At 35.4% G+C, this 14,762-nt stretch carries 14 protein-coding genes and 1 tRNA gene; 11 read left to right on the forward strand and 4 right to left on the reverse strand.

The window, feature by feature from the left end; translation table 11 throughout:
• Positions 1 to 19: 19 nt before the first annotated feature.
• From QWY78_RS05370 to rbfA, 4 genes are all read right to left on the reverse strand, one after another.
• Positions 20 to 2,062, reverse strand: a complete 2,043-nt coding sequence (locus QWY78_RS05370; RefSeq protein ID WP_290217312.1) for an endonuclease — start codon at positions 2,060 to 2,062, stop codon at positions 20 to 22.
• 205 nt (positions 2,063 to 2,267) lie between these two features.
• Positions 2,268 to 3,386, reverse strand: a complete 1,119-nt coding sequence (locus QWY78_RS05375; RefSeq protein WP_290217313.1) for an endonuclease — start codon at positions 3,384 to 3,386, stop codon at positions 2,268 to 2,270.
• A gap of 107 nt (positions 3,387 to 3,493) precedes the next feature.
• Positions 3,494 to 4,705, reverse strand: a complete 1,212-nt coding sequence (locus QWY78_RS05380) for an ABC transporter permease (protein WP_290217314.1) — start codon at positions 4,703 to 4,705, stop codon at positions 3,494 to 3,496.
• 23 nt (positions 4,706 to 4,728) lie between these two features.
• Positions 4,729 to 5,091 carry a 30S ribosome-binding factor RbfA gene (gene rbfA, locus QWY78_RS05385; RefSeq protein ID WP_290217315.1) on the reverse strand — a complete coding sequence of 121 codons (363 nt, stop codon included), beginning with the start codon at positions 5,089 to 5,091 and terminating at the stop codon, positions 4,729 to 4,731.
• Positions 5,092 to 5,423: 332 nt separating this feature from the next.
• Here rbfA and mce point away from each other — a divergent pair, with 332 nt between their 5' ends.
• From mce to QWY78_RS05440, 11 genes are all read left to right on the forward strand, one after another.
• On the forward strand, positions 5,424 to 5,828 hold the full coding sequence (mce, locus tag QWY78_RS05390) for a methylmalonyl-CoA epimerase (RefSeq protein WP_290217316.1): 405 nt from the start codon (positions 5,424 to 5,426) through the stop codon (positions 5,826 to 5,828).
• Between the two features lie 665 nt (positions 5,829 to 6,493).
• Positions 6,494 to 6,567: transfer RNA gene (locus QWY78_RS05395), tRNA-Ile, on the forward strand.
• A 122-nt stretch (positions 6,568 to 6,689) separates the two neighbouring features.
• The gene (locus QWY78_RS05400; protein WP_290217317.1) at positions 6,690 to 7,640 is read left to right on the forward strand and encodes a hypothetical protein; all 951 of its coding nucleotides are present in this window, start codon (positions 6,690 to 6,692) and stop codon (positions 7,638 to 7,640) included.
• 95 nt (positions 7,641 to 7,735) lie between these two features.
• Entirely contained in the window at positions 7,736 to 8,023 is a 288-nt protein-coding gene (locus tag QWY78_RS05405) for a helix-turn-helix transcriptional regulator (protein WP_290217318.1), read from the forward strand.
• Positions 8,024 to 8,127: 104 nt separating this feature from the next.
• Positions 8,128 to 8,475, forward strand: a complete 348-nt coding sequence (locus QWY78_RS05410) for a hypothetical protein (protein WP_290217319.1) — start codon at positions 8,128 to 8,130, stop codon at positions 8,473 to 8,475.
• A gap of 22 nt (positions 8,476 to 8,497) precedes the next feature.
• A complete protein-coding gene (locus QWY78_RS05415; protein ID WP_290217326.1) occupies positions 8,498 to 9,289 on the forward strand; it encodes a VapE domain-containing protein in 792 nt (263 codons plus the stop codon).
• 237 nt (positions 9,290 to 9,526) lie between these two features.
• A complete protein-coding gene (locus QWY78_RS05420; protein ID WP_290217327.1) occupies positions 9,527 to 10,393 on the forward strand; it encodes a DUF8464 domain-containing protein in 867 nt (288 codons plus the stop codon).
• A 241-nt stretch (positions 10,394 to 10,634) separates the two neighbouring features.
• Complete coding sequence (locus tag QWY78_RS05425; protein WP_290217328.1) at positions 10,635 to 11,090, forward strand: special sigma factor; 456 nt, start codon at positions 10,635 to 10,637, stop codon at positions 11,088 to 11,090.
• The gene (locus QWY78_RS05430; protein ID WP_290217329.1) at positions 11,087 to 12,256 is read left to right on the forward strand and encodes a relaxase/mobilization nuclease domain-containing protein; all 1,170 of its coding nucleotides are present in this window, start codon (positions 11,087 to 11,089) and stop codon (positions 12,254 to 12,256) included. The genes QWY78_RS05425 and QWY78_RS05430 overlap by 4 nt, the downstream gene beginning before the upstream one ends.
• A 408-nt stretch (positions 12,257 to 12,664) precedes the next feature.
• Complete coding sequence (locus tag QWY78_RS05435) at positions 12,665 to 14,332, forward strand: T9SS type A sorting domain-containing protein (RefSeq protein WP_290217330.1); 1,668 nt, start codon at positions 12,665 to 12,667, stop codon at positions 14,330 to 14,332.
• Complete coding sequence (locus QWY78_RS05440; RefSeq protein ID WP_290217332.1) at positions 14,329 to 14,688, forward strand: hypothetical protein; 360 nt, start codon at positions 14,329 to 14,331, stop codon at positions 14,686 to 14,688. The genes QWY78_RS05435 and QWY78_RS05440 overlap by 4 nt, the downstream gene beginning before the upstream one ends.
• Positions 14,689 to 14,762: the final 74 nt, after the last annotated feature.

Consider the following 14,762-nt stretch of genomic DNA (forward strand, 5'->3'; position numbering starts at 1 on the left):
TTATTTATTAAAAAAAATATTATTGAATAATGAATTTGGCAGATTCTGGTCCCACTTTCAAAATATAAACTCCTTTTGGTAAATTTTTAAGCATGATTTTATTGCTCGTTTTGAACGGCTGAGAAATGGTTTGCACTAATTTTCCGCTGTAATCAAAAATCTGAACCGTTGCTATTTGATTTAAATTCTTCGCATTCACATGTAACGCTCCATTGCTCACCGGATTCGGATAGAGGGTCAATTTTGATTTCGAGCTCGCATTCTCTTCTGTAGCTAAGCCATCACTATAGCACGTCCATTTCATATCATCGATGGCTATTCTGTTAGAATTCGTGTTCACCAAAGAGATTTCAACATTTCCAGACACATTTAATCCTGTTACTGTGGTCGTAGTGACCGCATCACTGTAAGGAATTGTTTTTCCAGTATCTACACCATTGATGAAGATGCTTAGCGTTCCACTACCACCAGAGTATTTTCTTTGCGTGGTTACCGTTAAATCACCAATTCCGTTGGGCGCAGATAATGCAGTAAGGAATCCATTTCTGATGGTAATTGCACGACCATTGATCGTTTCATCTGTTCTGGAATCTTCCGAAGTCCAAGAAATTCCATTGCTCGTCCAGTTGTAGGTATTGTATTGGGAAGACTTTGCAGGGATACTTTCAAAATTTTCATCACCACAATTCAAACCAATGGCTTGCGTAGTTGCAGTTACGGTGTTACTTGCTGGCGAAACATTTCCCGCCGCATCTTTCGCAATTACATAAATGCTGTACACGGTGGAAGGATTCAAATTGGCAATATTCGCAGCGGTCTCTGGAGTAGAACCCATCAATTGCCCATTTACATAAATATCATACGAAACAATACCCACGTTATCCGTTCCTGCAGACCAACTGATGGTAATGTTATTGGTTCCCACCGAACCCAAAGTTAAGTTGGTAGCTGCCGTTGGCGCTTGGTTGTCGACTAAAGTTGTTCCCGTGGCAGTATTGCTTGGAGGGGACACGTTTCCGGCTGCATCGGCGGCAATCACATAAAAGTTATAAGTCGTTCCTTGATTCAAGCCTGAAACGATGGCTGAATTGCTGTTTGCATTCATTCGGAATGTTCCATCCACATAGACTTTGTAATAGGTCACAGCAATATTGTCCGTTGAAGCAGTCCACGTTAGGTTTGCTGAAGCTGTAGTTGTAGAGGCCACCGCTAAATTGGTAGGAGTAGAAGGTGCTTGATTATCGATCACCTGGGTACCCCAAATGGTTTGAATCCATTCTGGATGGTCAATAAATGGATTTCTGTTTCCTTGAAAAAAGTAAGAAGCGTTGTTACGAACTACTTCGGCCGGAGAAACCGGATCTTGTGCAGCCCAAGCCATCAATACTACTTTTTCCCATTCCTGTAAACCAGGATAGGTAGAGCCACCCAACATTCCGCCTGATGAAAAACCCGAAAGTCTGCTTTCATATCTAGTTACAAAATAAAATACCATTCTGGCGATATCTCCTTTAAATTCATCAATCGGTTCGAAGACCGTTCCCGTATATCCTGGGGAGGTAGAAGGACCCGTTTTGCTTCCGTTTTTAGAGAGGTATGAAGGATTGGTTACTTTTCCGAACGGATAGTTGCTGCGCATTCCATTCACTTTTCCATCGGTGGGACGAATATGGTGAACATCAGAAACCATCGGTGCTTTAGAGTTAAAAAAACTTTGTGGGATCACGTGTTCTCTGTTGTAGCAATCACCTTCAACACTATAATTTCCACATTTTTTTACACCGTGTCTGTAGGTGTAAGGATCTGGCCCGGTTGGGTTCTCCGAATACATATCCAGCACGCTGCCATCATTTTCATAAAAGCTGTCGGTGTCGGTACTAGGATAGGCGTTGTATAATCCTTCATATCCTTTGTCCTGTGCTCCGGCCGTGATAATTTGGCTGAGTTTAGTTTTTAAAGCCGCTCCAGTTAATCCAGAGGTGCCATCATAATAATTGGCTGGTGCTTGCGCTAGTGTTATTGAAAACAAAAAGCCCAGCAATAACGTAGTCATCTTTTTCATAATCATAATTAAATTGGGAGGGTAAAGTTAAAGAAAATTTTCGTCACTCAGGACGAGCATGCTATGACAATCATGCGTATAATTGATTTTTTTTACCGAACACTAAAACTTATTGACCATTGACCGTTAGTATTTTCAAACTGCATTAAAATGAAAAACCGGCCAACTAAAAAGCAGGACCGGTTGTTTTTGATCATGCCAGTGTTTAGTCCACCATGAATTTTATACTTTGCGTATCGGTTTTCAAAATATAAACTCCTTTCGGAACGTCTTTAAGAATTATTTTAGGTAAAGTTTTAAAATTCTGCTTAATGGTTTGGATTAAGCGACCGTCCAGAGAATAAATTTGCACCGTTGAAAGTTCTTCCAGTCCATAACCAGCAAGATGCAATTGTCCGTTTCTAACAGGATTCGGATAGATTGAAATTGTTTTTTTAAAGGTAGTAATTTCGACACTTGAAAGGGTAGAAGTCCAGATCATATTCACCCATTCCGGATGATCGATAAAAGGATTTCTGTTCTTCTGTCTGACATAAATCGCATTATTACGATCGATTTCTTTTTGAGAAACGGGATCTTGAGCCGCCCATTTCAGCAATAGATTAATATACCATTGTTTGTAACCACGATCTGTAGTTCCGTCAATCGGATTGATATTGGGATAAAATTTATTAAAATTTTGTAATTTATCCTGATATCTGGTGATAAAATACAGGTGCATTCTGGCGAAATCACCTTTAAATTCATTAATTGGCTCGAAAACAGTACCGTAATACCCAGGAAAACTGGATGTTCCTAATTTACTTCCGTTTTTAGAAGTCCACACGGGTGAATCGGTTTCGCCATACGGATAGTTTGATCGTTGTTGGTTCACAAAATAATCAGACGGAACTACAAAGTGAGCATCATTGGCCATGGGAGCAGCATTTCCAAAATAGGATTTTGGGAGGCTGTGTTCTCTGTTATAGCAAACACCTTCCACCGTGAAATCAACATCGGAACATTGATTGCCACCACTGTAAGACTGTCCCAGCTTGAATTCATAAGCGTCTGGTCCTGTGGGGTTTTCAGAGTACATATCGAGTACGGAGCCATTATTTTCGTAATACCGATCAACATCAGAAGTGAAGTAGGTGGTCCATAATCCGCCTGTACCACTGCCATAGCCCAAATCCAGGGCGCCATTGCTGATGATTCCATAGAGTTCAGATTTCAGTTCATATCCGGTCAGGCCATTTGCAGAATCATAATAACCAGTGGGAATTTGAGCAAATGAATAGCCTGCAAAATGAACTGCGAGTAAAAGAGTAAGGAATTTTTTCATAAGAAATTTTTTATCTAAAGACCATTAAAATAAAATAGCAATTCATCCAACAGCTGAACTGAAATCAATATTAATAAAGTGTAAAATTAACCATTAAAAGGCAGAATCTAGGAGGCTTTGAAATGACTTTTGTTAACCTTTGAAAAAAGTCTTGCTACGATTATTCCGAAGAGTCCGGCCGTTGCACTTACGATGAGATAGTTCATGGCATTGATGCGCACAGGGAAAGGCAGATCGGTATTGCTACCCGCTTTGAAGAAGCCCGTGTTAATCTGAATATAACACATCACGGTGCCCAAAATCAAACCGCAAATAATCCCGAAGAACACAATTAAAAGTCCGGTGTAGAAATAGATATTGCGCAACGATTTCATATTCATTCCCAAAGAAATGAGGGATTTCGCCTGTTCTTTTTTGTCGAGTTGCAGAATAATTATCGCTCCAGCCAAATTAAAAGTGGTGATAAAAATTACCAAAGCAAAAATCAAGTAAATAAAGAGTTTCTCGGTATTGATCATTTTCCAGAAGGCTGCATTTTCTTCTTTTTTGGTTTTTAAAACATAGCCGCTGCCCAATGATTTTAATAATGCCGCTTTTACTTCGTCGGCTTTGGTGGGATCTTTTAATTTAATTACGATTTGATAAGCCGCATTTTTTGGCAAGTTCAAAAGTTCCTGTGCTAGCTCAATGGGTGAGATGATGGTATTGTCTAACTGATCATTTCCCGGAAAAACGCCGGAAACAAAAATTTCACGGGTGGTAAATATATCTTCCTCTTTACTAATCATCCCGGTGCCAGGTTTGGGCATTAAGATCGTCGCATAATCTGCACCTTCGCCCACCGGAATCGCCAAGCGGTTATCCAGTTTATTCTCCATCAGGACTTCATTCGAGTATTTAAAACTTGGATACGTGCCGTAGAAAATATTTTGATGGATTGGGTTTACAAAAATATAGGCAGAATCTACGCCTCGTAAATTGGCAATATCCCCATTTTCCCGAAAACGAATATAAGCTTTCTCTTCAATCACTTTAGAAAAATGGGCAATCTCTTTATCTTGTCCCAGTATTTTTGTTGCTTTTTCAATATTCGGCAACGTTTTACCTTGGTTGCTTTTTACCGTAATATCGGCATGCAAATTAGCAATTAAATCCTGATTCAAATCTTCTAAACCTGAAAAAACCGATATAATAATAAACATCGCTGCCACCGCAACCATCATAGCCACGGCCGCCAGCCACGTAATAAAAGTGACCGCCGTGCTTCCTTTGCGGGCCAAAAGATAGCGGGTAGCAATATAAAATGAAGTGTTTCTCAAGGAATAAGCAGCTTTAAAATTGATTAAAGAATAGGATTATCGCCTTCGCCTCTCAATTCTTTTTCAATTTGTTCCACATCATCCATCGTGGTATCCAGGTAAAAATTTAATTCCGGAATAATCCGAACCTGTTTCCCCATTTTCTGGCCGATAAAGTTTCTATATTGCGATTTATTCACCAAAATTTCTTTCATGATATCTTTGCGGTATTCTGGCGGAAAAATGCTTAGGTAAATTTTGGCAATACTTAAATCAGCCGTTACTTTTACATCAGAAACGGAGATTAAAAATGATTGCTTGCTTTCTGAAGCTTGCTTGCGGAAAAATTCTGCGAAATCTTCCTGTATTATTTGGGCGACTTTTTTTTGTCTGTTGCTTTCGTTCATGCTGCAAATTTACTATTTTTGTTTGAATTATTTGGGCGTGTCTTTTTTTCTCTGCCGCATTGGCCTTTAGGAAAAAAGTCGGTCTACGTGCAGTCGCTTTTTTCCAACACCACCAAATCCAGCCAAGAAAAAGAGCTCCAACAATGCACTCCGCCCTCACGCAAACCCGGTCAAAATAGACGTAAAAAATAAACTAATAAAATAAATTTAGTTGTACAAAGTAAGATGTACAAAGTACAAAGTACAAAGTACAAGGCAAAAATTAGAAATTAGAAATCACACAAAGTACATTTTACGTGATACATTGTACATAATACATAATACAAACCACTATGAAAATAGAACATCTCGGAATTGCCGTAAAATCTTTAGAAAAAGCCGACGAATTATTTGCCAAATTATTAGGCAAAGAACATTACAAACAAGAATCCGTAGAAAGGGAAGGAGTCACCACTTCTTTTTATGAACTGGGCGAAAGCAAAATCGAACTGCTGGAAGCTGCCAATCCCGGAAGTCCCATCGCTAAGTTCCTCGACAAGCGCGGCGAGGGAATTCACCACATCGCCTTTGGGGTCGAAAATATTTATACCGAAATCGAACGTTTAAAAGCAGCCGGATTTATCTTCATCTCCGAAGAACCAAAAGACGGCGCCGACAATAAACTCATTGTTTTCCTTCACCCAAAATCGACCAACGGAATATTAATAGAATTGTGTCAGGAAAAACCTGCGTTTTAAAGAGCCAAGTAAAAAGTAAAAAGAGCCAAGGAGAGTGAATAGTTATTGGTGAATTTTCTCAACTATTTTCATTCAATCAAATAAGAGCCAAGTAAAAAGTAAAAAGAGCCAAGGAGAGTGAATAGTTAATGGTGAATTTTCTCAACTATTTTCATTCAATCAAATAAGAGCCAAGTAAAAAGTAAAAAGAGCCAAGGAAAGTGAATAGTTAATGGTGAATTTTCTCAACTATTTTCATTCAATCAAATAAGAGCCAAGTAAAAAGTAAAAAGAGCCAAGGAGAGTAAATAGTTAATGGTGAATTTTCTCAACTATTTTCATTCCATCAAATAAGAGCCAAGTAAAAAGTAAAAAGAGCCAAGGAGAGTGAATAGTTAATGGTGAATTTTCTCAACTATTTTCATTCAATCAAATAAGAGCCAAGTAAAAAGTAAAAAGAGCCAAGGAAATTCCTTGCGATCATTGCTAAGTTTACGCCTTTGCGTTCTTAAAAGTTTCATCAAAAATATTCGAATAGATAAAAATTCTTTGTGTTAAGATAATTCTGAAAACTGAACGATAACTTAATTTTCTCAGGAAAAACTTCAAATAAATTTTGATTTTTTCAAAAAAAGCTTATTTTTGCAAACCCAATTGAGACTTCAATTTATTCGGAAATAAAGTTAGGCCCTATAACTCAGCTGGTTAGAGTAGCTGACTCATAATCAGCAAGTCCCTGGTTCGAGCCCAGGTGGGGCCACAACATTGGAAATCAAGCACTTACAGCGATGTAGGTGCTTTTTTTATGGGTTCAAATTTCTCTTAGGTACAACATAGGTACAACAAATTCACTTTTTCAAAGATAATTTTTATTTCATTTAATTGCAAATAGTTGTATTTTTAGACCGTAATATGGAGAAATTTTTGACAAAAATTAATTCGCGAATTCTTGATTTAAAATATCAGGGCATATCTGCTTGGACTTTTTTACTAAAGTCAAAAGTTACTTTGGCGATAATTTTAGTTGTGATGATTGCCGTCTTAACCTATCTTAATTACCTCTTTTACGAAATATTATTTAAGCCTCTCTGGATTATTTTTCTATTAACGACAATTTTTATTTTAGTCACTGTTTTACTTCCGGGCTTTCTTTTAGTTGGTGGAACAGACATTTATAAGAATATGAGGGATCTTAAAGATAAACCCAAACAGAATAATAATCAATTGTTTGATAAGGTCGAAACTTTTGATTCAGTCAAAAGTAAAGAATGTATTAAGGTCAATAAAATCACTGACTCTGTGGAAATCATAGAAAAGTCTAAAATGACCGATAATGAAATTTTTCAAATTGACGATAAGTATGATGTTGATTTTAAAATAACCGATGCAGCGGAAATCAATGTTGCTGTATATCGTCCAGCTAGTGATGAATCAATTAAGGTTTTATTTGAGCATTTGAAGGATAAGAATTTTTTTGATACTACTTTAATTAGAGAGAAGCTTCATTTGCAAAATATAGAAACTGAACACGTATTTAAATTTGAATATTTTAAGGAATTTATAAATGATATAAGAAGTAATGGGGAAACAACAAACCATCTTTATTTATTTGCCGATCAAAAAACTGTTGGGTTTTTAATATTTGAAGCTTTCAAACCAATTTTGAAACGTGATGTATCTAAAATTTCAGAGTACTTTTATTATTATCAAATTAAGAACGGCTTTAAACCGATCAATTATGATTCTATAATTTCGCCCAGTAAAAGAAGTATACATCTTCAAACTCATAAATTTCTCCCTACATTTCTCTCAAAGTTCCGATCTGATTTGTAAAAGTTCTGATTTGAATTATAAAAGTTCTGCAACATAACTATCGTACCTTTCATCGGCTTTCACACTAATACATTTGTGGTATTAAAATTTTTATTATGACCACAATCGAAATCAAAATGCAACTTCACGAGATAAAAACTCTCGTTGAGCAAGGCGCGCTAAATGCTAAAGAAGTGTGGACTTCTTCTGACTTGATTAAGTATACTGGGATGAGTTACTCTAAGCTCACCAAACTTACGTCTTCTGGAGCAATTCCATTCTATAAACCTACTAATGGTAGCCTTTACTTTAAAAAATCTGAAATTATAAACTGGATCACAGAACACAAGATTTTTTCCGATCAGGAGGCGGATGCTTTCATTATAAACCATAAGAAAAAATAAAGCCCAACTATAGCAGTAGTCAGGCTTCAATTTATTGTTTCACTTGGAAGTGAAGTACAAATATAGTAATTATTTGTTTCTACTTCCCAAATACCTAATCTTTTATGGAGGAAGATAAAACGCTGTATCAAACTGGTACAGTAGGCAAAACTATATTTGATCGAACGCTGAAATATCTAAATGCTAAGTATTCTTTGAGATTTAATACCATATCGCTGGAGTTCGAAATTAAACGTACTTCAGATAAAAAGTGGTCTGATCTCAACTTGAATTCGTTGTTTATAGAACTCGCTCAATCTGGAATTGATATTCCAGTCAATAAATTAGAAATCCTGGTGAGAAGCCATCTGATTGACCAATATAATCCCATTTCGGAATATTTTGAAAGTCTGGAACAGTGGGACGGAGAAGATCATATAAAAAACCTTTGTAGTTACGTAAAAACCAAATAATGATAATGCTTTTCTGTATCACATGGAGAAGTGGTTTACGAGAGCGGTTTTATGTGCTTTAGAAAAAGAAAAAATAAATAAACATTGTTTAGTCCTCGCCAATACGATTCAAAATAGCGGAAAATCAACCTATTTAAGATTTTTCATTCCCAGAAAATTAATGAATTATCTCTCGGAAGATATCGGATTGGATAAAGACAGCAGAATTAAACTGTGTAAAAATTTGATTATCAATTTAGATGAACTCTCGATTTTAGCCAAAGCAGATATCAATTCATTGAAAGCATTTATCTCAAAAACCCATATCAACGAAAGGCTTCCCTATGCACGTAAAGCGGAGTATTTGGAGCGTATTTGCAGTTTCGTGGGTTCTACTAACAAAACGGATTTTCTAACCGATGAATCGGGGAGTGTGCGTTGGATTATTTTTGAAGTGATCGAGAAAATCAACTTCAATTATTCAATGGAAATCGATATTGATAAAGTTTGGTCACAAGCATACTTCAATGCTTTTAAAAGAAAGGGTTTTAATCCGGAACTGACTTTAGCAGATATTTCCGAAAACGAAAAGCGGAACGAGCGATTTACGCAGATGACTTTAGAACAGGAAATGATCAACAAGTTTTATGAACCATCCGATAATCTGGAAGAATTCAAGACTGCGACCGAAGTGATGATAGATTTGAGCACGCAGGGAATTCGATTAAATCATTTAAAAATCGGGAGAGCATTATCATCTTTCAAATTTCCCAGAGTAAAACATCCGCAAAGACAAATCTATGGTTACCTAATTCGGTTGAAAACCACAGATTAATTTTAAAAATAGAAAATAAACTACCTACTTACCTAACGGTTTTAAATCATTCTATATCAGATTGTTATAAAGGTAAGTAGAATTAAATAAAGTTACCTAAAGTTACCTATTTAAAGAAATTGGGTAAGTAGGTAAATCAAGGTAAGCATGAAAAACGCCTTTAATTAATTGATTAACAGTCACTTGGTAAGTAGGTAGGTAGTTTAGCAAAAAACATAGAAGAAATATACAACTATTATGAATTGTTCAGAAGCAAAGAATATATCAATCAAAGCAGTATTGGAAAGTTTTTCTTTTTTCCCGAGTAAAGAAAATTCCCGAACCGCATTTTATTTTGCACTTGACCGCGAAGAGAAAACTCCAAGTTTATCAGTCGATTTTATTAAGAATACGGCGTTTGATTTTGGTACTGGAAAAAGTTATGATAGCATCTCAATTGTTCAAGCAGTGAAAAAGTGTTCAGTAAGCGATGCATTAAAATATTTGGAACAATTTAATTTTTCCTTTCAAAAGCAAAATCTAAAATTAGAAAACCTTCCAAAAGGTTATGAAATAATTGACGTCAAAGAAATTCAGCATCCTGCTTTAATACATTATTTAAAAAGCCGAAATGTTGAAGATCAAAAAAAATGGGTTGAAGAAATTCATTATCGGATGAACGATAAAAATTATTTCGGGATCGGTTTCAAAAATGATTCTGGTGGATATGAAATTAGGAATGCTTATTCAAAAATTTGTCTGGACAAAAAAGATATTACATCGATAAAAAACGATTCTAAAGATGTAAGAATTTTCGAAGGCTTCTTTGACTTTCTCTCCTTTAAAAAAGTAGAAAATTATCTGGAAAAAGAAACTTCTGATTATATCATTTTGAATTCCGTTTCGATGATTCATAAAATTAAAAACGAGATCGGAAATTATAAAAACATTGAACTTTATTTTGATAACGACGAAGCCGGAACTCGAGCCGTTGAAATTATTAAAAATGATCTAAAAAACGCAGAAGATTGTCGGGTTTTGTATTCTGATTTTAAGGACTTGAATGATTGGCTGCTCCAGAATAATCCTACAGAAGAAAGGCAAGTAAAATATAGAAGAAGGTGATTAAAATAAAAGCATATAGAAATGATTTCAAAAAATTCTAAAAGGTTTTTGCCTGTGTTCTTTTTACGCAGGTGCAACCTGAAACAACGTGCGTAAAATAGATTCAGGTGAAATATGGTAGGATGCTAGTGCAAAAAGTACCCAATGTTTACAAAAAGCGCGTGCTGCTTTTTCGTAAAAATGGGAGTTTTTGATTTCTTCCTATCGTCAGAAATACAATTAGATTAAAAATTAATAAAAGATGAAAGCAGATAATTTGAAAAATTTTATAGATAAAATGGCTCAAGAAAATGAGCGAAAAATGAATGCTGAAAAAAGAAAAAAACACTTCCAAGAAATTGGACGAAAAGGAGGTTTAAGGAAAAAATCTGAACAGCAATTATCTAAAGTAATTTCGTTTCGATTGAAGGATTTTGAATATGAAGATAGCCAGAAAAAAGCGAAAGAATTTAATCTGAAATTATCGTCCTATTCAAGAATGGTTCACCTGCAAAAAGAACTAAAAGTGAATGAATTTGAAATCGATAAAACACTGTTAAATTACGGAAATAATTTTGCCAGGATCACTAATCTTTTGCGAAATAGAGAATGGAATATGTTCCAAAATAAGAAGCGAATTTTGATGGAAATCCAAGAAGTTATTGACCTTATCCGTCAATATTTATATTCAAGAATGAATGATAAAAATAAAGAATGAATAATTCAGCAACAACCAGAATAATTTCTAAAATCGCTTTGGAATACAACGGAAACGACAAAGGAATGGCGGAACTTGCGGCAGTAAATTTTCTTTTGAGCAGCAATCCAGAAGATCAATTTCACGAAATGAAAATCGTCGCCGACCGGAATTCTAATGTTGAAAAATGGGCATTAACCGGATATATTTCTCCACCGGAAGAAATTGGGAAATCTCTTTCCGATGAAGAATTGACGGACATTGCGATTGAAGCATTAAAGAAAGTTGGAGTTACGGACTTAAATCAATTTCGTTTGGATATTCATAATAGCACAAAACAGAAACACATTCATTTTGTGGTGAATAGAATGAACATTCATGGGAAATGTACAGTAAAATCACGCAAAATAGGAGAGAGGTTTGGTGAAGCAGTCCGACAAATTTGCCAGGAACGAAATCTTAAAACCGATGTTGAAATTGGAATTGAGAAAAAAGCCGAAATGTTGAAAAACCTCACAGAATCTTTGCGAACATCCAATAATTTTGAAGAATTAATTTCAAAAATGAAAGCAAAAGGTTTTGATGTGCAACTTTCTTCCAATGTCAAAGATGGTATTTCTGGAATGCGAATCATTCTGGAGAAAGATAAGAATCCTTATACAGAACGACAATACAAAGCAGGTTACACGCTTTCTCAAATTTCAAATAAATTGAGAATTTCGGAAATAAAATTGCTTTTTGAGGTTAAACAAACGGTTCGGAAAAATCTACAAAATGCTACTAGCTTGAATGATCTCAGACAAAAATTGCAGCAAGATGGCTTTAAAATGAGAGTTCAATACAAAGGAGAATTTAAACCAAATCAGAAGAAAGAAATTCAGGATATTTGGATCAATAAAGTTGGACGCTCTCAAACAGGTCCACAAAAAGACGGGTTCTTTTTTAAAAACTATCAGGGTTTTTCTCTTTCGACAATTGATAATGTTTTTGGTAGTTTACTGAAGCCTGTATTTGCGCCTTCGGAAATAAGAAATAGAGAAGACGATTTTACTACTACTGTAAAATCAACAACGATAGATAGTTTACAAGAAATTGCTAGTGAAGCAATAGAAGATTTCCTGAAGCCTAATTATGTTTCGCAGCAGGAAGATGAGTGGTGGAGGAAGAAGAAAAAATCTCGGCGATGATTTAGAATAACGATTAGTTAAAATTTCTAAAAGTCATATTTACATATGCAGATAAATATCAAATTATGTGATGTCATATCATTCAATAGATTCTTTTTCTTTCAAATATATTTAGAACTAACTGCTTTTTTTTGTTAAAAGGTAGAGTTTTAACGAATTAAAGAGGTTGAAAAAAGAAATTAAATTGATTTGTCAACCGGGAGTTTATAAAAAATAAAAAGGATTTCTTAAAACTGATAAAAATTAAGGTTTTCTTTTTTCATTCTTATGTGGTTAAATAACAGATTGTTACTGCTTAATCACACTTCTCTTTTCAGTTATTGTTTTCGAAATAAAGAGAAAATGGTCGTATACCCCGATTTTCGTATTACTATTTATTGTACTTTTTCTCCATTGAAAAACCAATTTATGAAAAAACTTTACATTGGGGTGTTATTTCTTTTCGCCATACTCTCGGTTTCCGCACAAGAAACCAAAACCTTGTGGCAAAAAGATATAAAATCTTCTACTCAGGATTTTCTCACCCAACTTTCCATCACTATTGATGGGCAATACCTTGTTTCGGGAAGTTCGATACAACCTTCCAAAATATCTTCGGTAAGTTCTGACGGATCAGCTAATCAGAATAACGGTTATGATTTTCATGTCATGAAACTTAATCAGCAAGGTCAGCAAGTTTGGGAAAAATATTTTTCAGGAAACCGACATGATTATTTAGCTGCAACTACTGCGACCAAAGAAGGTGGTTTTTTGCTTGCCGGGACTTCTTATTCCACTTTGGGAATCGATAAGAAAGAAAAGTCGTTTGGGAGATCGGATATTTGGATCATTAAAATTGATGAAAATGGAGAAGAAGAATGGCAGAAAACCATCGGCACTCAGTATGGAGACGAAGCCCGATCGGTTATACAGACCTTGGATTTAGGTTATGTTGTTGCTGGAAATACCAATCTGTCCTCACAAGGGTTTGGAGGAACGGATGTACTGCTTTCTAAACTCGACAAAAACGGAAAATTAATCTACCAAAAAGTGTTGGGTGGTAGTGATAGAGATGAAGTGGAAAAAGTGATTCCAACCAAAGACGGCGGATGCTTGATAGGAATCTATTCGTACAGCGGAACCTATAACGGAAAGAAAAAACAAACCATTAGTTCACAAATCCTTCAAAAACCTTCCAATTCACAAAACAATCCCAAAAATCCTGATCAACCAAAACCGGTTGATGTTGATTTTTACGGAAAACAGACTGAGAATTACGGTGTAGGCGACTATTGGATCGTAAAACTAGATCGATCGGGAAAAGTGGAATGGGAACAGAATTTCGGTGGCAAAAACGATGATCACTTGCGACAACTCTCTTTTACTGAAGACGGATATGTGATTGGAGGAGAAAGTCGTTCAGAATCATCCGGGAACAAAAGACCTTCTTTGAAAGAAGGAACCGATTTGTGGCTCATTGCACTGAATGAAGACGGAAGTGAAAAGGCGCAATACTCCTATAATTTTGGTAATCGCGACATCCTGATGAGCATGGATGCGATTAAGGACAAAGAAAATAAAACCAAAGGCTTTTTAGTTGGCGGTTATACCCAGGCAGAAGAAAAGATACAAACCGATGATGGAAAATTCTGGATGCTGTATATTAATAATGAAGGGAAAGAAGAATGGCGCAAACATGTAGAGGGCAAATCTAAAAAGAAAGAGGAACGCTTAGTATCTGCTAAATTACAGAACGATGGAACTTTTCTTTTGGCTGGAACAAGTGCCGAAGAACTGGGACAAGAGAACTGGAAGATCTTGAAATTGGGTGATAAAGATTTGGATAATCTCATTGAAAAACAAGACATAAGGATTTACCCAAATCCTGTGGAGGATTATTGTTATGTGGAGATTGGGTTTGAATTTAATGGCGAAGCTGAGATTGCGCTGCATGATATGACAGGAAGAGTAATTCAAAATATAAAAACGAAAAATAGCGTGACGAAAATGAATACAAGTGCTTTACCCCAGGGAGTGTATGTGGTGAGTGCGAAGACGGAAAAGAAAGTTGTGAATAGTAAAATTGTGAAGAAATGATGAGAAAATTATGTATTATTATATTAATGCTATGTCAAAGTGTTTGGTCGGATTGTCAAATAAATGGAAGTGAAAATTCAGTTCAAAATATATTTCCAACTGCAGTAACTGCTGAAACATATGGAATATCCAAAATAGGACAGAATTCAATTGATTTATTTAGAGGAAAGGTTAATGTTTCTATCCCTTTGTATACTATAAAAGTTGATAACTTAACTATTCCTTTATCTGTTTCATATAATACAGGAGGTATAAAATTAAATGAAGTCGCTACTAGTGTAGGATTAGGGTGGTCATTAAATATCCCTGGTTATATCAATCATACTGTAATCTTCCCCAAAAATAAGAACATTTAAAAATATAGTTTTTAAATTTGGAAGACTATGAAAAACAGTAAATTTTCAGAAGTTCAGATCATCAAGATTTTATC

It is taken from the genome of Kaistella yonginensis, from assembly GCF_030409525.1.
Lineage (GTDB): Bacteria > Bacteroidota > Bacteroidia > Flavobacteriales > Weeksellaceae > Kaistella > Kaistella yonginensis.